This window comes from Eggerthella hominis, from assembly GCF_014287365.1.
Taxonomy (GTDB): Bacteria; Actinomycetota; Coriobacteriia; order Coriobacteriales; family Eggerthellaceae; genus Eggerthella; species Eggerthella guodeyinii.
Genome location: NZ_JACOOA010000003.1, coordinates 1 through 19974, shown reverse-complemented (window position 1 = coordinate 19974; position 19974 = coordinate 1). Strand labels below are relative to the sequence as shown.

At 64.7% G+C, this 19974-nt stretch carries 17 protein-coding genes; 6 read left to right on the top strand and 11 right to left on the bottom strand.

Annotated features, from left to right (window positions below):
- Positions 1 to 160: 160 nt before the first annotated feature.
- Positions 161 to 1909, top strand: coding sequence for an FAD-binding protein (locus H8S61_RS07615; RefSeq protein ID WP_186938563.1), 1749 nt, complete (start codon positions 161 to 163; stop codon positions 1907 to 1909).
- 44 nt (positions 1910 to 1953) lie between these two features.
- Here H8S61_RS07615 and H8S61_RS17435 read toward each other — a convergent pair whose 3' ends face one another.
- Positions 1954 to 2748 (bottom strand): helix-turn-helix transcriptional regulator, encoded by a 795-nt coding sequence (locus H8S61_RS17435; RefSeq protein WP_244977593.1) that lies wholly within the window; start codon positions 2746 to 2748, stop codon positions 1954 to 1956.
- 341 nt (positions 2749 to 3089) lie between these two features.
- Here H8S61_RS17435 and H8S61_RS07605 point away from each other — a divergent pair, with 341 nt between their 5' ends.
- From H8S61_RS07605 to H8S61_RS07590, 4 genes are all read left to right on the top strand, one after another.
- Entirely contained in the window at positions 3090 to 4151 is a 1062-nt protein-coding gene (locus tag H8S61_RS07605) for an ornithine carbamoyltransferase (protein ID WP_160941458.1), read from the top strand.
- A gap of 29 nt (positions 4152 to 4180) precedes the next feature.
- Positions 4181 to 5473 carry an agmatine deiminase family protein gene (locus H8S61_RS07600; protein WP_186938562.1) on the top strand — a complete coding sequence of 431 codons (1293 nt, stop codon included), beginning with the start codon at positions 4181 to 4183 and terminating at the stop codon, positions 5471 to 5473.
- Between the two features lie 72 nt (positions 5474 to 5545).
- On the top strand, positions 5546 to 6847 hold the full coding sequence (locus H8S61_RS07595) for an MFS transporter (RefSeq protein ID WP_160941460.1): 1302 nt from the start codon (positions 5546 to 5548) through the stop codon (positions 6845 to 6847).
- Between the two features lie 108 nt (positions 6848 to 6955).
- Positions 6956 to 7633 (top strand): Crp/Fnr family transcriptional regulator, encoded by a 678-nt coding sequence (locus H8S61_RS07590; protein WP_186938561.1) that lies wholly within the window; start codon positions 6956 to 6958, stop codon positions 7631 to 7633.
- Here H8S61_RS07590 and H8S61_RS07585 read toward each other — a convergent pair.
- The 10 genes from H8S61_RS07585 to H8S61_RS07540 form a co-directional block, all read right to left on the bottom strand.
- Complete coding sequence (locus H8S61_RS07585; protein WP_186938560.1) at positions 7630 to 8610, bottom strand: radical SAM protein; 981 nt, start codon at positions 8608 to 8610, stop codon at positions 7630 to 7632. The two genes, H8S61_RS07590 and H8S61_RS07585, sit on opposite strands and share 4 nt — an antisense overlap.
- On the bottom strand, positions 8601 to 9827 hold the full coding sequence (locus H8S61_RS07580; protein WP_186938559.1) for a molybdopterin molybdotransferase MoeA: 1227 nt from the start codon (positions 9825 to 9827) through the stop codon (positions 8601 to 8603). The genes H8S61_RS07585 and H8S61_RS07580 overlap by 10 nt, the downstream gene beginning before the upstream one ends.
- 35 nt (positions 9828 to 9862) lie before the next feature.
- Positions 9863 to 11092 carry a nitrogenase component 1 gene (locus H8S61_RS07575; protein WP_186938558.1) on the bottom strand — a complete coding sequence of 410 codons (1230 nt, stop codon included), beginning with the start codon at positions 11090 to 11092 and terminating at the stop codon, positions 9863 to 9865.
- Positions 11092 to 12324: a nitrogenase component 1 gene (locus H8S61_RS07570; protein ID WP_186938557.1), complete on the bottom strand. Its 1233-nt coding sequence runs from the start codon at positions 12322 to 12324 to the stop codon at positions 11092 to 11094. Before H8S61_RS07570 ends, H8S61_RS07575 begins: the two co-directional genes overlap by 1 nt.
- A 2-nt stretch (positions 12325 to 12326) precedes the next feature.
- Complete coding sequence (locus tag H8S61_RS07565) at positions 12327 to 13085, bottom strand: nucleotide-binding protein (protein WP_186938556.1); 759 nt, start codon at positions 13083 to 13085, stop codon at positions 12327 to 12329.
- A gap of 126 nt (positions 13086 to 13211) precedes the next feature.
- Positions 13212 to 14318, bottom strand: coding sequence for an ABC transporter substrate-binding protein (locus H8S61_RS07560; RefSeq protein ID WP_186938555.1), 1107 nt, complete (start codon positions 14316 to 14318; stop codon positions 13212 to 13214).
- Positions 14305 to 15162, bottom strand: a complete 858-nt coding sequence (locus H8S61_RS07555; RefSeq protein ID WP_186938554.1) for an ABC transporter ATP-binding protein — start codon at positions 15160 to 15162, stop codon at positions 14305 to 14307. The genes H8S61_RS07560 and H8S61_RS07555 overlap by 14 nt, the downstream gene beginning before the upstream one ends.
- The gene (locus tag H8S61_RS07550; protein ID WP_218958872.1) at positions 15162 to 16193 is read right to left on the bottom strand and encodes a FecCD family ABC transporter permease; all 1032 of its coding nucleotides are present in this window, start codon (positions 16191 to 16193) and stop codon (positions 15162 to 15164) included. The genes H8S61_RS07555 and H8S61_RS07550 overlap by 1 nt, the downstream gene beginning before the upstream one ends.
- A 171-nt stretch (positions 16194 to 16364) precedes the next feature.
- The gene (locus H8S61_RS07545; RefSeq protein ID WP_186938553.1) at positions 16365 to 16970 is read right to left on the bottom strand and encodes an HD domain-containing protein; all 606 of its coding nucleotides are present in this window, start codon (positions 16968 to 16970) and stop codon (positions 16365 to 16367) included.
- Positions 16971 to 17051: 81 nt separating this feature from the next.
- Positions 17052 to 17921, bottom strand: a complete 870-nt coding sequence (locus H8S61_RS07540; RefSeq protein ID WP_255466524.1) for an arsenic efflux protein — start codon at positions 17919 to 17921, stop codon at positions 17052 to 17054.
- A 171-nt stretch (positions 17922 to 18092) separates the two neighbouring features.
- Here H8S61_RS07540 and H8S61_RS07535 point away from each other — a divergent pair, with 171 nt between their 5' ends.
- A complete protein-coding gene (locus H8S61_RS07535; RefSeq protein WP_186938551.1) occupies positions 18093 to 19805 on the top strand; it encodes a carbohydrate-binding domain-containing protein in 1713 nt (570 codons plus the stop codon).
- The last annotated feature ends 169 nt before the right edge of the window (positions 19806 to 19974 follow it).

Here is a 19974-nt window from a genome sequence, read left to right as displayed (position 1 = left end):
CCCGTCTGACAAGGGGAAACCACCGTTCTGGTACCACGGGGGTGAGAGGAGCGGACGCGACGAATGCGCGAACTTGGTCCCCTGACGGTGAGGACAGCACCCGCGCGGCGCGGCATGATGGCCCCAGGGTTCACCAATCGTTTCTCAGGAGGGAACAATCATGAAGAACATCGCAGAACAGGGTCTTTCGCGTCGAAGCTTCCTGACGGGCGCCGCAGCCACGGGCGCGCTCGCGGCGTTCGGCTTGGCCGGATGCGCCCCGCAAGCCAAAGCCGAGACGTCCGGCGACGCGACGAAGGCCGATGCCGCCGAAACCAAGGCCGACGCGTCCGCCCAAACCGACTGGCTGGGCAGCGCGCCCGACATCGCGGCCGGCGACATCAAGGAGACGAAGCAGACCGACCTGCTGATCATCGGCGCGGGCAACGGCGGCATGGCCGCAGCCGCCACGGCCGCCGACCTGGGACTCGACTTCATGCTGTGCGAGAAGTCCGGCTCCATCCAGCGCAGCCGCCACTGGTTCGGCGCCATCAACACGAAGTACACCGAGGCCGCCGGCGCGCACGTGGACGAAGGCCGCCTGCTCAACGAGTTCTCGCGCTACGCCTCGGGCCAGTGCGACCAGCGCGTCATCCGCGTGTGGATCAAGGAGAGCGCCAGCGTGGTCGACTGGATCGACCCCATCCTCACCGAGGCCGGCATGACGTGCGCCTTCGACAACGACATCGACCACGAGACCGGCGGCACGAGCTTCGCCCTGTTCCCGATGGAGCACTACTACGCGGGCAAGGACGCCGCCGGCGAAGCGCTCGAGCGCAACAAGGTGCTGCTGTCCTACATCAACGACAAGGGCTACGACGTCACCTACAACCACAAGCTGGTGAAGCTGGTGCAGGACGACGCCGGCAAGGTGACGGGCGCCATCTTCGAGGCCGACGGCGGATACGTCCAGGTGGACGCCGCGAAGGGCGTGCTGCTCACCACGGGCGGCTACACGAGCAACGCCGAGATGCTGCGCGCGTGCAACCCGATGGTCGACCGCTGCGTCACGCTGCAGTACGGCTCGCCGAACAACGTGGGCGAGGGCATCAAGGCCGGCATGTGGGCGGGCGCGCAGAAGGACAGCATCGGCGCGCCGATGATCTTCGACCGCGGCGCCGTGAAGCCGGGCGAGAACGCGGGCATCATCAGCGGCCCCGGCGAGGTGGCCACGTTCGCAGGTACCGACAAGCAGTTCAACCTCGGCTCGCAACCGCTCATGAAGGTCACCCGCGACGGCAAGCGCTTCGTGAACGAGTCCACCCCCTACGACTTCTGCTGCTTCGCGGCGGCCGAGCACGAGGGCGGCGTGTTCTGCCAGGTGTTCGACTCGAACCTCAAGGAAGACGTCAAGCGCTTCAGCACCATCGGCTGCTCGCGTCAAACCCAGCAGCTGCTGGCGAAGGAAGCCGACACCCCACTCGACGAGATCTATGCCGACCAGCTGGAGAAGGGCACCATGGTGAAGGCCGACACCATCGAGGAGCTGGCCGACAAGCTGGGCTTCCAGGGCGAGGCGAAGGAAGCGTTCCTGGCCGAGGTGGAGAAGTACAACGGCTTCTACGACGCCCAGGAAGACGCCGACTTCGGCAAGGAAGCCTACCGCCTGTCCGAGCTGCGCACGGCCCCGTTCTACGGCATCTGGTACGGCGGCTCGCTGCTGACCACGGTGGACGGCCTGCGCATCAACGAGGACATGCAGGTGCTCGGCGCCCAGAGCAAGCCCATCGAGGGCCTCTACGCCGCGGGCGATTGCTCGGGCAGCATCTTCGGCAACAACTACCCCGAGTACATCGTGGGCTGCGCCTGCGGCCGCACCATCACGTTCGCCCGCCACGCCGTCCGCCACATAGCCGGCGACCTGGCGTAACGTTTCAACCTACCCGATCCCCCTCCTCGAACCGCCCGCGTTCCTCACGATCGCGGGCGGTTCTCGAATTCGGCAACTTTCTGGAAAAACTGGTTCGCGCTGGATACGCCCAGCTTCCGATAGATGTTCGCGATATGCTTCTTCAGTGTGTTTGCGCTGATGAAAAGTTCCTCGCACACCTCGCTTCGACTCTTCTTCGCCACGAGCAGATCGATCACGTCCATCTCCCGATCCGTGCATGAAAACGTATCCTTGAGGCTGCCCTTCAACCCCTTGAAGTGCGCTTCTGTGATGCCCTGCGGGAACTCGCCCACGAAACGAGAACACAGATGGCGATTGAAGCCCTGTAGCAACACCAACTCCGAATCCGAGAAGTCGCCCGAGTCCTTCGACCTCATCAGGTCGAGCGAAACGATCGTCTTCTCACAGCTGGACACCGGCGCGATGGCCGAGTAGAAGAACCCGAGCGGAGCAAGCCAACCCCTGAAGAAAGCCGACTGTTCGTACGCGAGCGGGCTGATCACATCGGTGTCGCGAAACACCTCGGAGGCAGACGAGTCCAAAAACCATCGGATGTAATCGATCGCCCAATATTTTTCGACATACTCTTCGATGGATGCCGAGGGGATATTGGAGCTCGCTTCGAAATTGAAGGCCTTGCATCGATTGGAATCGTAATAGAAGTAGGAGTAGAAGTATCCGTCGAAGGGGACAAGCGCCTCAAGCCGCGCGCAGTACTTCGGATACACGTCCATGAGGTCGTCGTTGTATATCCCGTATATCGTATCGTTTACGAGAGAGAACGCCTCGCCCACCCAGAAATCGCTTACATCGTCCATGCCGCCCCCGAACATACTGCGAGTACTCCGCGATTATCTCAGCACAACCACCCTGATTATAGCTCAATACTCCCGCATCACCCGAGTCATATCCAACAGGAATCAAAGTCGTTTTTAGCGGTTTACCAGGAACTTTGATGTTCAAAGTCATAGCTTATCCCGACGATCATGAGTTATGGATTCGCACGCCTCCAGGCACTCGGAGGGTTATTCCCCTCGGCAAAAACTACCCATCGCAATCACCTCGTCAGGTCATAGATTGAGTAGGTTCGCAGCTGGTAGTTTACCGGATAGAGGGGCGACATCGCAGGTGCCGCCCGCCAAGAGAAAGGAAGCCCAGCATGGCAGAGGTGAAGCATTTCCTGAGTTTCGCAGACTACACCCAGGACGAGATCATGGATTTGATGGACGTCACCATCACGCTCAAGGAGGCGTACGAAAAGGGCATTCGACCGCCGCTGCTCAAGGACATGAGCCTCGCGATGCTGTTCGCGATGGAGTCCACGCGCACGCGCGTTTCGTTCGAGGCCGCCATGACGCAGCTCGGCGGCCATGCGCTGTTCCTGAACACGAAGGCAACCCACGCCGGCTCCCATGAAACATGGAAGGAGACTGCCGCGGTGCTGTCAAGCATGTGCGACGGCATCTCGGCGCGCATCAACGACAGCTCCGTGCTTGAGGCGCTTGCGTCGAACTCGACCGTTCCGGTGATCAACATGCTCGACAGCGCTCGCCACCCCAGCCAGGTCATCGCCGACCTGCTCACCGTCATCGAGCGCAAGCCCAAGGACAAGAGCCTCAAGGACGTCGTCTTCATGTACATCGGCGATTGCAGCTCGAACGAAGACTCGCCGTACAGCTGCTGCGTAACGCTCAAGGCGCAAGAGGAGCTGTTCAGCAAGCTGGGCATGACCATCGTGCTGTGCTCCCCGAAAGAGTACTCCATCGGCGACGACTGGCGAGCCCATATCGAAGCCCAATGCGCCGAATCGGGCGGGAAGCTCATCGTCACCGACGACCCTTACGCCTACATCGATCAAGTTGATTTCATCTATACAGGCGTCACCTGGTATTACGACGTGCGCCTTCCCGAAGAGCTTGCCAAGTCGACGTTTTATCCCAAGTACTCCGTCAATGCCGAGCTCATGAGCAAGGCAAAGCCGACGGCTTGGGTCATGCACTTCCTCCCGGGAAACCGCGGTTGGGAAATCACCGACGACGTGTGGGACGGCCCGCAATCGGCCTTACTGCCCCAGGCGGAGAATCGTCTCCACGCCGAAAAGGGCATCCTCGCCTACCTGCTCTACCCGCATCGCACGCATCCCTCCAAGCAGATGGAAGACTACTACTTGGGAAAACTGGAGAACATGCTCACCGTGCGAGAGCCCAACTACGCCTACTAAACCACCCTTCTCGGAAAGAGGTAAGAACCATGGCCAGCACTAACTACCATGCCGTTGCAGAGTGGGCCGAACAGGAATCTATCCTGGTCACCTGGCCTTACGAAGAGTTCGTTTGGAAGGATCACTCCCAGCTCGACGTGTACCTCAACGTCATCGAGGAGCTCGTCCCCGTGGTGAAGGTTCTCATCCAAGCGCGCGGATGCGACCATTCGAAGATCCTCGAAACGCTTGGCACGCGCGGCATTCCCACCGACAACGTCGAGCTCGTCGACTTCGAGCCCGACACCGTCATCATCAAAGAGGGCGACGAGGAAACGTTCATGCCGTGCGCCACGCTCGCTTGGCCCCGCGACTACGGCGCGGAAGTGGTCATGAACGACGAAGGAGAGCGAGCAGTCATATCCTTCAACAAATGCATGTGGGGCGTGGGCGGCGCGACGGTCTACCATCGCGAAGGAGCCGTCACGGAATGCGTTTCCCGCTGGCACGCGAAAACCGTCGGCATCGACACCGTGCTGTTCACCCGCTTGGTAAGCGAGGGAGGCGACCGCGAGTTCAACGGTGCCGGCGTGCTGCTCACCACCGAGGAGACCGAACTGACCAAACGGAACCCTCAGTACACGAAAGAGGAATTCGAGCAGGAAATGAAGCGTCTGGCCGGCATCGAGAAGATTCTCTGGGTGCCCCGCGGCACCTACGACGACGAAGATTGCTGCGACGGCCCCGTTCCCGGCCCCGACAACGAACCCACGGCGTTCAAGGCCGGCGGCGCCAACTGCCACATGGACGAGATGGCGCGTTTCTGCGACGAGAACACCATCGTGCTCGGCTTCATCTCCGATGAGGAGGCACAGCGCTACGAGATCGCCCGCCTGAACAAAGAACGCTTCGACGAAGCCTACGAATACCTGAGAAAGCAAACGAACCTCGACGGCAAGCCGTTCAATATCGTGCGCATCCCCGTCCCCGAAGTGCAGTACTACACCGCCGACTTCAAGGGCAAGGACAAGGACTGCCTGCTGGCCGGATACGTAGGGCGCACCCTTGAGACGGCCGCCAAGGATACCGAAGGCGACATCACCTTCGTCGCGTCGCAAAGCTACACCAATTTCATCATCACGAACAAAAAGGTGATCGCGCAGCAGTATTGGAGCGAGGGCTTGCCCGACGCCATCAAGGAGAAGGATGCCGAAGCGCTGCGCGTGCTGCGTGCATGCTTCCCCGGCCGTGAGGTCGTCGGCATCAACACCTACGCACTGAACATCCTGGGAGGCGGCATACACTGCTTCTCCAGGCAGGTGCCGAAATCGCTGGCGAAGTAGGCTCTACATCCTCCGGTGCGACGGCGGAACGAGATCGCCGTCGCACCGAACCTTATTGAAAGGGGAAGCACGATGGCTCACAATCCTTCAGGGAAAAAGACGGGCACCGCAGTGGTTGCTTTGTTGTTTTTCGGCATCTTGACCTGCTATATCCTTCAAATGTCCCCGGCTCCCATCCTGTTGAACCTGGGTGAGCATTTTGGGGTACTCGACAACAACTCGCTCCTCAACCTGCCCGTCAACATCATGTACCCGTTCATCATCGTCGGATGCCTCGTCGGTCCATCGCTCGACACCAAGATAGGCACGCGCAACCTGTTCGTGCTCACCATGGGGTTCGTCGCGTTCGGCACGCTCCTCAACTTCGCAGCGTCGAGTTCGTACCTCATCCTGCTCGTCGGCAGGGCTCTTTTCGGGCTTGGCTTCGGATTCGGCGTGCCGTTCATCGGTTCTGCTATCATGCAGTGGTTCAAGCCGAAAGGTCGCGAGAAGATGAACACACTGAACGGCTTCTTCCCGTTCATCGGCACCCTCATCTGCTTCTCGGCGGTAGCGCCAATCGCCTCGCTATTCGGCTGGGAGTTCAGCCTTGGCATATGGGGGCTGATCGCCCTGGTCATCCTTGCCGTATGGGTTCTGTTCGTGAAAGCGAAGAACCTTCCTAACTACGCCGACCCGCTCGACGAGAGCGAGAGCGTCGAGGAAAAACACTTGTATCGTGATCTTTGGTCGCGCAAAGCGATTCGCTTGCTGGTGGTAGCCTTCAGCCTCGATTACATCAATTACTCTTTCATCGCCACCATCCTGCCCATGTTCATTGCCGAATCGGGCGGCTTTTCCGATGCGATCGCAGGGTTCGCTTCCTCGGTTGCGTTTCCCGGCATCGGGCTCATCGGATGCCTTGCAGGCGGAATGGTCATGAGCAAGGTAGGCAAGCGCAAGCCGCAGTTCCTCGTTGGATCAGTGGTCGAATTCGCCGGTATCCTCATCGCAACGCTTGGCGCGAACGTCTCCGTCGTGTTCGTGCTCATCGGCATCTCCCTGTACGCATTCGGAAACGGTTTCTGGTTGCCATCCCTGTACTGCGTCCCGATGGAGCTCAAAGGCATGACCGCTTCGAAGGCGGGGGCATCGTTCGCCCTCATCACCGCGATCGGCTTCATTTTCGGGTTCCTGTCCCCCATCGTCGGCGGGTTCATGACCGATGCGCTCATGCCCCTGTCCGGGCTGTCCACGTATGCGGCCCAGCACGTTTTCGGATTGCGGTGGACACTCTTCGCTTTCGGCCTCGTATACATCATCAACTTTATCTGCTTTATGAAGATCAAGGAGACCGGCCCTGGAAAAGATCGGCATCAGGAGCAATCGGCGTAACCTACCGAAGGATCTGACTCTCTCCGCAAAAGGCTTCCGCCGCTACACGCGACGGAAGCCTTTTGTATTATACTTCTACCAGAATATTCCTTCCCGAGCGGAGCGGTTATGAGCGATACGGATTCTCCCACCATCGACGCACCCGTTGACGAGCTGTCGCTGCTCGAAGGCATCCCCGCCGAAAAACGCGCCTCCGTGCTACGCTGCCTGAACGCGCGCGTCGCGCGGTTCGAAAAGGGCGATATCCTCGCTGGCCGGGCGCACGGAACGTCGTGCACGCGCTACCTCATCGAGGGCGAGGCGCTCATCGTGCGCTACGATGCCGCGGGCAACCGGTCGATCCTCGGCAGCTACCGCGAAGACGCCGTCGTCGCCAGCGAGCTGGCGCCGCAGTTCTGCGTGGCGAACTGCCTGGACATCGTGGCCACCGGCCCGTGCACCACCATCGACTTCAGCATCTCGCAGGAAATCGAAGGCTGTCCCTGCTGCATCAAGCACATCAACCGCATCAAGGGCAACCTCGTGGCCTCGCTCACCGACATGAACATGCAGCTGGTGAAGCGCCTCGACACGCTCGCGAACCGGTCAACCCGCGAGAAAGTGCTTGCCTACCTGCAAGAACGCTCCCAGGAAGCCGGCTCGCGCACGTTCAGCATCCCCTACAACCGCCAGGAGCTGGCCGATTACCTCTACATCGAGCGCAGCGCGCTGTCGCGCGAGCTCAGCCGCATGCAGCGCGAGGGCATCATCTCCTACGACCGCAACCGCTTCGCCCTCACCAGCTAGGCATCCTCCGGGCGCCTCCAATGGCCCGTTCCTTTCGAGAAGCTGCACGCGACGGTCACCGATCCCGCGCCCGCGTCGGCCGCCGCCGCGCCCTCGTCCGCGCCCCACCCCGCCGCGGCGCGGATGTGCACGTCGCGCAGCACGAGGCGCGCTGCGGCCACCAGCGCACGCGCTTCGGACAGCGAGCACTCGGGATGGCCGTTCATGGGAATGCGCGCCGCGTGGCGGAACTTCGAGACGTACACGCAGGTCAGGTTCGGGATGGCTGCCAGGTCGAACAGCGCTTTCGCGTAGTCCGCGCACGCATGCTCGTGCGGGCCCAAGCCGGCCATGAGCCCCGAGCCCACCTCCATGCCCGCTGCGGCGATGCGCCGCGCGAACCGCATTTTCTCGTCCAGATCGTCGCCGGGCTTCGTCTCGGCGAACACCTGCGGGTTCGTCGTCTCGAATACGGAGAACACGCGCTTGACGCGCAGCTGCGCGAGGCGTCGCAACTCGGCATCGGAGAACGAGGCGCCGCAGTTCACCACGATGTCCATGTCCTCGAACCCCGCAGCCCGAATAGCCTCGACGATGGACACGATGCCGCCGTCCCCCTCGCCGCGCTCCGACCCGCCGCTCAGGTGAAACTGGCGAATGTCCGTGCGCTCGCGCAGGTACCGCACGTTCTCCAGGATGTCCTCGATCGTCATCAGCTCCTGATCGGGGTCGCGCCAATAGGGGCAGTACCGGCATAGCGGTCGCAACCGGCACGGCACCACCGAGTTGAACGCCGCCTCCACCTCGACGCGTCCCGCCAGCTCCCGATCACGCACCTCGCACGCCGCCGCGCACAGCTCCTCGAGCCGCGCCCCATCGGCCATCGCCAGCCTCAGCAGGACCAGCACCTCCTCGGCCGTCGGGCGGCGCGTCCGCGCCGCGTCGAGCGCCGCCGCAAACGCGGCGTCGCTCGATTCCCCCTCGCGCATCATCGGCATGCGCCCCGCTCAATCAACTCGAGCGGCTTCAGCAGCTCGACCTCCACCAGCTCGCCCGCCTCGGCCTCCGTGCAACCGAGGGGCAGCACGAGCATCCCGTCGCTCTCGCGCAGGGTGTTCGCCACGCCCAGACCGAACGGCAGCGGCGTGCACGTCAGGCCGCCCTCGCCGTCCGGCGACAGCGCCACGCGGGACAGCCGCTCGAACCCCGCCGGCTTCTTCACCTCTTCGGCAAGGCGGGCGCGCACCGTCTGGCGCTGCGGGACGGGTACGCCAAGATAGTGGGCAACCAAACCCTTGATCAGCCAATCCATGCACAGAAACGCCGCCAGAACCGGACCGGGAACGTTCACCACCGGCGTGCCGTCGATCAGCGCCATGCCCACCGGGCGCCCTGGGATCGCGCGCACGCCGTGGCGGAAGTAGCTGCCGCGCTGCTCCAGCAAACGCGCGTTGAAATCCTCCTCGCCGCGCGACGATCCGCCGTTGATCAGCACGATGTCGGCCGCTTCCAACGCGCGGTCGAGCGCCGCTTCGAGCGCCTCCCGATCGTCGCGCACGATGGGGTAGCAACGCACCTCGGCACCCCAAGCGCCCAGCATGCCGCGCACCATGAGGCCGTTCGCTTCCAGGTTCTGCCCGCGTTGCGGATACGATCCGTACGGCACCAGCTCGCTGCCCGTGGGAAGATAGGCCACCACGGGGCGTTCCAGCACGCGCACCTGCGCGTGGCCGCCCACGGCCAGCGCGGCCACCAGCTCGGGCGTGAGGCGCGTGTGCACAGGAACGATCACATCGCCCGCGCGCACGATCGACCCACACGGATTGACCGCGGTTCCAGGACGAACATCCAGGTCGTCATTCGTAATGCGCAACGCGCCGTCGGCCTCGTACGCGATGTCCTCCACCGCGATAACCGCGTCGAAGGCATCGGGGAAATCGTCGCCCGTGTCGGCCTGCGCAAAATCGCGGCCGCGCCGCCACCCGCTCGTGTCGGGCAGGCCATGCGCGAAGTCGGCCGACCGCACGGCGATGCCGTCGCGCTTCGACGAGCGCTTCACCGGCAGCGAGCACACCGCCCGCACGTCTTCGGCCGTCACCCGGCCGAACGCCTCGTCGAGCGCGACGACGCGCACCGCAGGCTCCACGCCCCATCGCTCGCACAGCTCGCGCAGCGCATCCGCGCGCGTCACGCTCGTTTCGTACACGAATTCCATCGGTCGCCTTTCTCGTCTACGCCATCAGGCGCGTTTCACTTCGTACAGCGCTCCACGAACGCATCGATCTCGCCATCCATCGCCGCGCCAGGCAGCGGGGCGTCCTGCGCGTACAACGTGCTGGACACCGCCTCGTGCGGCAGTTCCAGCAGGGGCGCTGCGGCGAGCCCGGGAACCCGCCGCAGCAGCGGGTCGCCCACGCAGCGCAAGCCCGGATGCTCCTCGGCGTAGCGCGCGAGGTCCGCCTCGGTTTCCAAGCGCCTATCGCCCGGTTCCATCCACGCGGGCTCCATCGCGAAGAACGACGCCACGTGCACGGGAGGCACCGCGCCCACGTGCGCGAAGCGGGCGCGCAACGCACCGCGCAGCGCGTTCGCGGCCACCTGCTCGCCCACGACGAGCACCGGCGCCGCAGCCATTGTCGGCACCGCGTCCGATGCCGCGCACGAAACCGGCGGCGAAACGCCCGCGCGCCCACCCGCCATCGCCGCGCGCAACGCCGCGCCCAGCGCGTCGACGCCCACGCTCCCCGCCGGGAATCCCGTCGCGAACGGCACGCCGCAGCGATCGTGCAACAAGCGCGCCGCTGTCAGCCCCGACCACGCCACCACCAGGCTCGCATCGGCGCGCGAAGCCGCCGCCACGTCCTCGAGCGCGTACGAGCCCGCCGTGCTCCACGCCACCTCGAAGCCCTGTTCGCGCACGCACGCCTCAAGCGCGGCCGCATGCTCTTCGCCCATGCAATCGTGCGGCGTCACGCCCAACAGGTTCACGCGCGGACGAGCGCCCGGCACGCCGAACGAAGCCGCCGGCGCGCCCTCGAGCGCAAACCTCCCGCACAGCGCCGCCAGCGCAAGCGAGGCCCCGCGCTCGTACGTCTCGAACCCCGTGGTGGGCAACCCGAACGACGGCACGCCGCAGCGCACCTCCACTTCGTGCGCCATGCCCGCCAGATCCATCCCCACGATGGCCGGCACGGGCGTTCCCACCAGCGCGATGCACGCAGGCCGCAACGCCTCGGCCGCTTCGATCGTCTGCTCCAGAATGCGCTCGTCGTCGCCCAACACCGCATCGAGCGTGCGCAGCTGCGCCGAGAACGTGCTCTTGCGCCGGTGGCTCCATCGCAGCTCGTCGTATTCCACATAGGTGCGCGTGCAGCAACCGGCGTCGATGACGATCACGAGACAATCGAGCCCGAACAGCGTGGAGCACGCCCCCGAATAGTCGCCCGCGAACGGCGGCAGGTACAGCGACAGCTTCGCCATCACGCCTCGCCTCCCGCCGCGTCGGACGCGGCGTCCTCCACGGCATCGACCATCGCGCGCGCCAAGCGCTCGATGCCCTGGTACCCGAAGAACCCCTCGTCGTGATACAGGTCAACCGTATGCTGCGCATGCAGCAAAAAGGCCGCGTCGGATCCGATCGCCAGGCAGGCGCGCGAGAACCCGTACCCCTGAATCGCCTCGTAGCTCTCCTTGCGCACAACAACTACCTGGGGATACTCTCGCAGCAGACGCGCTTCGGCACCATCGTCGCACCCCTTGAGATGCAGGCCGAACACGGCGGCCACGTTGAACCCGGCCTCCAGCAAAGCCAGCGCCAGCGAGAACGGCATGAGCGACGCGGACGAATCCACCACCACCGGCAGGTCGCCCACCGCGCGGCGCGCCGCGTCGTGCGCCGCCTCGGCAGCCTGCCGGCACGCAAGCAGCGTCGCGTCGATCCGCGCCCGCGCATCGTCCGTCACCTCGAGCGCTTCGAAAAGCGCCGCATAGCGTCGGCCGACCTCGGCCACGTCGTAGACGGCATGCCAGCGCATCGAGGCAATCCCGAAGCGCTCCTCCATCGATGCCGCCGCGCCGTCCCCCAGATGCGACAGACTCAACGTGAACCGGCTCTTCGCCAGGTCAAGATACTCGTCGAACGACGCGCACGCGATCAGCTGACGGACAGGCTGCGCACCGGCTTCGTCCAGCACGCGATACAGCTCGCACAATGGCGGCGGCGCCTCGAAGTTGCCCACGAGGTTGATTCCCGCGTCATGCTCGTCGACCTCGTCGAGCGCATCGTAGAGCCGCGTGTGGATGTTTTTCGCCGTGGATCGCGCAAGATCGGCGGCGATGGGGTTGATGTGCGACAACAGGAAGCGCATGCCGGGAAACGCCGCGCGCAGCTCGGCCAGCAAGCCGTCTTCGTCGGTTCCCAAGAAGTCGTCGATGCAGTTCACGTACAGCGACAGCACGCGAGGACGCGGATGCAGCGCGTCAAGCAATTCGCCCACGGCTTGCACCACCTGTTCCTCGTACGCACCCGACACGATGTCGGTTTGCGAGAAGCGCAGGAACGAGGCATGGTCGGCCTCGCCGTTGCGCAGCGCCCGTATGCCCTGGCGGCGCCCGCATGCGTTCGGGCACAGGTACAGCGCGTGGCTTTCGGGTATGCGCATGATGCGCTTTGCGCGCCCGAACTCGGGAATCTGATAGGAGAGCTCGGCCATCGTCAGGCCCTCGCGGCGGCCGCAGCCTTGACGGTGGCGGCAAGCTGGCGATACACCCCGGCCATGGCGGAGTCGGGGAACGCCTCGATCACGGTGGTTCCCGCGTCCTCCGCTTCCTGCACGAGCGGCGAACGCGGCACGGTCGCCACCACGCGCGCGCCCTCCTCCTCGCAGAAGCGGGCGATCTTGGCCACCTCGTCGTCCACGTTGCGCAGGTTCGCGATCAGCCCGAGCAGCTGCGCGTACCCGCGTTTCTTGAACCCTTCGACGGCGCGCATGATGTTGCTCGCCGCATACAGCGACATCATCTCGCCCGACGTGACCACCGCCACCTCGTCGGCGTACTGTCCGCGCAGCGGCATGGCGAAGCCGCCGCACACCACGTCGCCCAGCACGTCGTACAGCACGAAATCGGGCTTGAACGCCTCGTGCGCATGCAGCGTCTCAAGCAGGTCGAAGGCGGCGATGATGCCGCGCCCCGCGCACCCCTGGCCCGGTACGGGTCCGCCCGCCTCGACGCACAGCACGCCGTTCGGCGCACGGAACACCACCTCGTCCAGCGTCAGCTCGCCACCCGCGCGCATGCGGTCGAGCACCGTGGGAAGCGGCTCGCCGCCCGTATGCAGACGCGTCGAATCGGCCTTCGGGTCGCACCCCACCTGCATCACCGTGAAGCCGTCGGCGGAAAGCGCCGCCGCCAGGTTGCACGTCGTCGTCGATTTCCCGATGCCGCCCTTGCCGTAGATCGCCAGTTTGTACATGGATGTCCGTTCACTCGCCTCGCGCGCCCAATCGTCGTCCCCCGCGTGCGCGCCACCTTGAATCCCCAGGTTCCGCCCGCAGCGCCAGCGTTTCGGAGCTGCGGGCGGATCGTCGGGGAGAAGTCGTTACTGGTAGTTGATGATGGAATCGATCTCCGCGTCCGTCATCTCGTACTCGAAGAAGTGGCTATAGAAGTACTTGATGTCCTCGGCCAGCTCGCTTTCGGTGTACAGCTCCGGATACATCTTGTTCATGGCCCACAGCACCGTCAGCGGCTGCTCCACCGTGCGGTTGCCCCACACATGCGCCACGGTGGGCACCACGTACACGCGCTGGTCCTGGATGGCGGGAAGGCTGGCGATGTTCGCATCGGCGTAGATGGTCTCCGTGTCGGTGTTGCTGGAGAAGATCACCTGCGGTTGCCACGCCAGCAGGTCTTCCATAGTGTACTCGAGCGAGTTCTTCTGGTGCTTCTCCTCGGTCACGCTCTGGCCGCCCGCAGCCGTGAGCCACCACTCGGAAATGACGTGCGGGTTCGTCAGCGACTCGACGTCGCCGTAGATCACCTTGAGGCGCTCGTCGTCGGAGAGCTTCGCCGTGCGATCGGCGGCCTTCTTCACCGTCTCGTCGAAGTAGGCGTTGTAGTCGTCGGCGCGATCCTCCACGCCGAACACCTCGCCCATGAGATTCACCGCCGTTTTCACGTCTTCCGTGTCGCCCCACTGCAGCACGATCACCGTCATGCCCGCTTCCTCGAGCTGCTGGGCCATATCCTCCATCATCGTGATGCAGAGGTCGGGGTTCAGCGCCATGGTGGCTTCCATGTCGATGCCGTCGGCGGTTTCAAGCACCGGCTCGCCCTTCATCTGGGGCGCGAACTTGTACTGCATCGCCCACTTGTCGTTCTTCGTGAAGTTGGCGGGCATCTCGTTGGCGATCAGGTCGCCCTTGCCCATGCATTCGACGAACGCGTTGAGCACGCCCACCGACCCGAACGTGGCCACGCTTTCGACGGTGCCGGGGATCTCGACGGTGCGGCCGGCCATGTCGGTGACGGTGCGGGTTTCGGGAGCCTTCTGCTCGGCGGGCTCCTGCGTCTGCTGTTCGGCAGGCTGCTGCGCGGTCTCGGAGCTCGGCGACGTGCAACCGGCCAAGCCCACGCAGGCCAGCGCGGCGGTCAGCGCCACCGCCGTCGCGCGCGCAAGCCATTCCTTGGTGCTAGCGATCTTCATGATCAGTTCCTTCCTGTTCGGTACGTTCTATCATCCCCTCGGAGTCGCAACCGGGTCGCGCTCCGTCGAGTAAAGGAATGCAGGTTTTGATGGACACGCCGCCCACATCGGTTCGCGCCACGTGCACCGGCGTGTCGTACAGCGCGGTCAGACTCTCGCTGGTCACCACATCGTCGGGCGCGCCCGCATCGACGATGCGCCCGCCGCTCATCAACGCCACGGTCGAGCACGCCAGGAACGCGTGATCGGGATAGTGCGACGTCATGAGGATGGCGAGGCCCTGGGCCGCAAGATGCTTGATGGCCGCGAGGATCTTCACCTGGTTGTGGTAGTCGAGGTTCGCCGTCGGCTCGTCCATCACGAGCAGCCGCGCCTCCTGCGCCAACGCGCGCGCCACCAGCACCATCTGCTTCTCTCCGCCCGACAGCTCCTGGTACCGGCGCTCCGCCAGATGCTCGATCTGCAAGCGGCGCATCGAGGCGAGCGCCACCTCCTTGTCGTGCGCCGAATGCGCGGCACCGGGAGCCAGATGCGACACGCGCCCCATCAGCACCACCTCGCGCGCGAAATACGGAAAGGCCAGTGACGACGATTGCGGCACGTACGCCATGTGGTGCGCACGCTCTTTCGGCGCCATGCCCACGATGTTCTTGCCGTCGATGGCGACGGTGCCGCCCTTGGGCTTGGAAAACCCCAGCAGGCAGCGCAGCAGCGTGGTCTTGCCGGTGCCGTTCGAACCCAGCAGGCACAGGATCTCGCCCTCGCCCAAAGAGAACGTCACGCCCTTGAGCACGTCGCCCCGGTTGGCGTGGTACGCAAAGCGGAGGTCGGACACTTCCAGCATTACAGCCACTCCCTCCTCGTGCGAACGAGCAGGAACACGAACACCGGCGTGCCGATGAGGGCCGTCAGCACGCCCAGCGGCAAGTCCGCAAGCGAGGCGCGCACGATGTCGTCGATGAGCACGAGGAATATGCCGCCGATCACGAACGAGCCGGCGATCAGCTTCGAGTACGACGCGCCCGTCACCGTGCGGGCGATGTGCGGCACCACCATGCCGATCCAGCCGATGATGCCCGCAACCGACACGGCGCAGGCGGTCATCAGCGTGGAGGCGACGATCACCACGCCTTTCACGAGGTTGACGTTCACGCCCATGGCGGTCGCCTCGTCCTCGCCGGCCGCCAGCACGTCGATCTTGTGGCGAAACACGAACAGCAGCGCCAGCGACAGCACCACCGAGGGCAGCATGACCAGCAAGTCGGCGTTATCGCCCTTGTTCAAGCTGCCCATCAGCCAGAACGTGATCGAGGGCAGCACGCTGTCGGTGTCGGCCACCGTCTTGATGATGGAGATGAGCGCCTGGAAGAAGCTCGACACCACCACGCCGGCCAACACGAGAATGGTCAGGTTCTGCTTGCCGAATATCGCGCCGATGCCGTACGCGATGCTGACGGCGGCGATGCCGCACACGAAGGCGGCGATCTGGATCTCCCACCACGTGCCCCCGTTCAGCATGGCGAACGCCGCGCCGAACCCGGCACCGGCCGATACGCCGAGAATGTCAGAGGACACCATGGGGTTCTTGAACACGGTCTGGTACGACGCACCCGAAACGGACAGGGCGCCTCCGATAAGCACCGACAGGGTGATCTGCGGAAACCGCACGTTGATCATGATGGGCTCCAGCACGTCGGCCCAATACTGCTGCACCGGCATGATCTGCGCACGGAGGATATCGACCACCGTGCCCACCGAGATATCCACGCTGCCGATGAGGAAGGAATACAGGTAGACCACCGCAAGAACCGCCAGCAGCACGATCATCTTCAGCGTGAAGCTGGCACGCAGCTTGCGCCCTTCCTTCGGCTCCACCGCGACCCCCTCGTCTTTCCCCTGCGAACGCAGCCCCTTAATCCTTAGGCACGCATATTATCTGTAATTAAGGATAATATCGGTTGCAAATGCAACCAAGACGCAAAAAGCCCCCGCCGCACGAGGCGACAGGGGCTTTGGACGACGCAGGCGCGCTGCCGCGCTGCCGGGTTACCCTTCGACGGGGACGAACGTGTCCTTGTCGGGGGCGAAGGACTGCATGGCCTCGATGGTGCGGGCGAACAGCTCGTCCAGCTCCCAGCCCAGCATCTCGGCGCCGGAGCGGATGACGTCGCGGCTCACGCCGGCGGCGAAGCGCTTGTCCTTGAACTTCTTCTTCAGCGACTTCACCTCGAAGTCCATGACGCTCTTCGAGGGGCGCATGGCGATGGCCGCGCCGATGAGGCCCGTCAGCTCCTCGGAGGCGAACAGGATCTTCTCCATCTGCAGCTCGGGCTTCGGCAGCTCCGGGTTGAAGTCGGAGGTGTGGCTCTGGATGGCGCGGACGAGCTCGGGCGAGCCGCCGGCGGCTTCGATGAGCGGGGCCGCGTAGATGGTGTGCAGCTCGGGCTCGTCGTCGTGCTCTTCCCAGTCGAGGTCGTGCAGCAGCCCGACGATGCCCCAGAACTCTTCGTTCTCAGGATCGAACTCGCGCGCGAAATAACGCATGGTCTGCTCGACCGTCTCGCCGTGCTCGATGTGGAACGGATCCTTGTTGTGCTCCTGCAGCAGCGCGAACGCTTCGTCGCGCGTCAGGCCGGCCTCGAGTGTCGCCATGATGCTCTCCTTCTCGTTTCCTATTCGGTGCCTTCCGCTATCCTACCCCATAGGGTGCGCGAAGTCAGCACGCGGAAAACCCTAAAACACGATGCCGAGCGCGTTCGCCAGCAAACCCCAGATGACGCCCATCGCGTACAGCGCCACGATGATGGCGACGTTCTCTTTCAGGTGGCGGTTGGTGCGCACGAGCACGAGCAGGCCCACGCCCGCCGACACGAGCAACCCGGCCAGCATGGCGCCCGAGCCCAGCACGCCCTCCACGTACAACTGCGCGATGACGATGCTGGCCGCGCAGTTCGGCACGAGGCCCACCAGCGCCGATCCGAACACCGACAGCGCCGGGTTCGCGCCGAGGAATTCGGCCAGCACATCCTCGCCCACCGCAGCCAGCAGGCCGTTCAGCGCCAGCGTGATGAGGAAGATGAACAGGGTCACCTGCAACGTATGCTTGAGCGCGCTTCTCAGGATGCCGCCTTCGCCGTCGTGGCAATGGCAATGCTCCTGCTCGCACAGGTCGTGAATATGCAGCGGCATCTCGATACGGCGCGCGATGCGCAGACCGGCGTCCACAAGGAAGCCCATGATCATGCCGATGATGATTTTCGCGCCGATGATTTTGAAAATGACGTCGAGCGGAACCTGCTCGGCGATGAAGATGGGCAGCATCTCGTCCGACGTTGAGAGGAACACCGCGAACAGCGTGCCCAGGGTGATGACGCGCCCGGCCCACAGCGTCGCGGCGGCCGCGGAGAAACCGCACTGGGGCACCACGCCCACGATGGCGCCGATGAACGGCCCCGCCGCGCCGGCGCGCTGGATGGCGGCTTCCGTCTTCCCGCTCGTCTTGTGCTCAAGCCACTCCATGGCCAGGTACGTGATGAACAGGAACGGGATGATGTAGATCGTGTCCTTGACCGCGTCTACCAGCACGTCGAGTGCTATGTGCATGATTTCTTCCATAGCGCCGTATTGTAGCCCAACCACCGCCCAACACCCATATCGTCGCGAAATGGTCACGGAACGACAACCGCGCAGAGCCAGCCCGCGCGCGTCGCCTCCACAGGAACGCGCGTTTTGCTATGGTCGGGAGAGCGAGCCGAATTCGAGAAAGAGGTCAGCATGATCCCGCCCGTTTCCCCTGCCAAACGTGCTCTCACCCTGCCGCTCTGGAGCCTGATCGCAATCGCATCCCTTCTGGCGCTGCTCTGCTGGACCGTGCAACCTGCGTTCGCCAGTCCTGCGCCCACCACCGTCATGGCGAACGGCGTGGACATGATCGCGCACCCCGGATCGGAAACCGACCCCATCCGCTACGACGCCGCGACGAACACGCTCACGCTCGAGAACGCCCTCGTCGACACCCCCTGCGTGATCACCACCGACGACGGAACGTATCGATACGGCGTGTATGCCGACGGCGACCTCACGGTGCGGCTCATCGGCGCAAGCACGTTCGCGTTCCCCGCGTACAGCGAGGACAACGAGCTCAGCTGGGTCACGGCCATCGGAATGGAATCGACCGACGGCACCGACAAGCTCGTCGGCCTCATCACCGGAACCGGATCGCTCGCAACGCAGAACCGCATGATGCGGGGCATCTCGTGCGACGGAGCCACCACGGTGCAGGATGCAACGCTTTCCGTGCAAACGCAATTCGAATGCCTCATCGGCGACGGCGATATGTCCATCGAAGGCTCGAATCTGACGTTCAACATGGCGTACGCGTCGGACGACCCGCTCAAGGCGGGCCACGCGCTCTACCAGCTCAACGACGCAACGCTGCGCATCGCATCGAGCACCGTTGACGTGGAGGCGCCGGGCAGCCTCAGCACGGGCATCCAGTCGTGGGGACCCATCGTCATCGAGGCCAGCATCGTACGCGCTTCAGCCGACAATACGGCCGTGTACGCAGGAAAGGAAAACGGCACGCTCGCCGTCACCGACAGTGCGCTGACCGCGGCGTCGGCCACCACCACGGCGGTGAAGGCCGACGCCGGCATCGCGTTCGCCGGGGCCTCGCACGTGGAAGCCGCCAGCGGGAACGTCTACCAGCCGTCGGCGGCCGTGCACACCTACGGCACCGTCGCGTTCTCCCTGACCGGAGACGGCTTCGTGCACGCGACGGTGCCCGCCGACGCCGTCGGGCGGCACGACAGCGATTCGGCCGTGTACGCGGCCGGCTTTCTCACCAAGGACGAGGACGGGCGCATCGTGCTCGACGCGGGGAACCGCATCGTCGACCCCGCAGGGGCGGCGGTCGTCTCGTACCGCGATCCCGACATGGACGTCACGTCCGCCTACATCGCCCGGGCGGACGGCGTGGACGCGGGCGATGTCATCGTCGCCGTCTCCCGCGAGGCAAAGCTTGCGATAGAGCCGACGGCGCTCTCGTTCTCGGCGACGGCGGGCTACTCCGACGTCACGGCGCAGCGCCTGACCCTCACCAACACGGGGGACGTGGCGTTGCGCGTCTCCGCAGATCCGCTGGAGCTGTTCGTCACCGACCTGCCGAACGGCCTCGAGCTCCAGCCCGGGCAGTCCGTCGCCGTGGCCGTCAAGCCCGTCGCGGGGCTCGGCGCCGGCTCCCACTCCGAGAAGCTCGCCTTCTCCTCGACCGAGGGCGCGCGGGCCTCGGCGGACGCCGCGTTCCAGGTCGCTCCCGCCCCGGCCCCACAGCCGACGCCCGCGCCCCCGACGCCGCACCGCGGCACCCTCGCGGCCACGGGAGACGGCCTCGGCAGCGCCTCCGCCGCATTGGCCGCCCTCGCGGGCCTGGGGCTGCTCGCGGCCGGGGTCGCCGCCCGCGCCCTCCGGGCGCGGCGCGCCCCCTGAGGGGCCCGGGGCAAAGGAAAAGGGCCCCCGATCCGGCCAGGATCGGGGGCCCCTCGGGCCTCTCGGCGGAAACGGAAACGCCCTGGGCGAGCGCGACGTCCTGTCCTCCCACGGGCTGACCCCGCAGTACTTTCGGCGATGGCAGGCTTAACTGCCGGGTTCGGAATGG

Bases quoted from the DNA above. Each gene is read 5' to 3' on its own strand.
- H8S61_RS07615 (WP_186938563.1), top strand. From the start codon at position 161: ATGAAGAACATCGCAGAACAGGGTCTTTCGCGTCGAAGCTTCCTGACG.
- H8S61_RS17435 (WP_244977593.1), bottom strand. From the start codon at position 2,748: ATGGACGATGTAAGCGATTTCTGGGTGGGCGAGGCGTTCTCTCTCGTA.
- H8S61_RS07605 (WP_160941458.1), top strand. From the start codon at position 3,090: ATGGCAGAGGTGAAGCATTTCCTGAGTTTCGCAGACTACACCCAGGAC.
- H8S61_RS07600 (WP_186938562.1), top strand. From the start codon at position 4,181: ATGGCCAGCACTAACTACCATGCCGTTGCAGAGTGGGCCGAACAGGAA.
- H8S61_RS07595 (WP_160941460.1), top strand. From the start codon at position 5,546: ATGGCTCACAATCCTTCAGGGAAAAAGACGGGCACCGCAGTGGTTGCT.
- H8S61_RS07590 (WP_186938561.1), top strand. From the start codon at position 6,956: ATGAGCGATACGGATTCTCCCACCATCGACGCACCCGTTGACGAGCTG.
- H8S61_RS07585 (WP_186938560.1), bottom strand. From the start codon at position 8,610: ATGCCGATGATGCGCGAGGGGGAATCGAGCGACGCCGCGTTTGCGGCG.
- H8S61_RS07580 (WP_186938559.1), bottom strand. From the start codon at position 9,827: ATGGAATTCGTGTACGAAACGAGCGTGACGCGCGCGGATGCGCTGCGC.
- H8S61_RS07575 (WP_186938558.1), bottom strand. From the start codon at position 11,092: ATGGCGAAGCTGTCGCTGTACCTGCCGCCGTTCGCGGGCGACTATTCG.
- H8S61_RS07570 (WP_186938557.1), bottom strand. From the start codon at position 12,324: ATGGCCGAGCTCTCCTATCAGATTCCCGAGTTCGGGCGCGCAAAGCGC.
- H8S61_RS07565 (WP_186938556.1), bottom strand. From the start codon at position 13,085: ATGTACAAACTGGCGATCTACGGCAAGGGCGGCATCGGGAAATCGACG.
- H8S61_RS07560 (WP_186938555.1), bottom strand. From the start codon at position 14,318: ATGAAGATCGCTAGCACCAAGGAATGGCTTGCGCGCGCGACGGCGGTG.
- H8S61_RS07555 (WP_186938554.1), bottom strand. From the start codon at position 15,162: ATGCTGGAAGTGTCCGACCTCCGCTTTGCGTACCACGCCAACCGGGGC.
- H8S61_RS07545 (WP_186938553.1), bottom strand. From the start codon at position 16,970: ATGGCGACACTCGAGGCCGGCCTGACGCGCGACGAAGCGTTCGCGCTG.
- H8S61_RS07540 (WP_255466524.1), bottom strand. From the start codon at position 17,921: ATGCACATAGCACTCGACGTGCTGGTAGACGCGGTCAAGGACACGATC.
- H8S61_RS07535 (WP_186938551.1), top strand. From the start codon at position 18,093: ATGATCCCGCCCGTTTCCCCTGCCAAACGTGCTCTCACCCTGCCGCTC.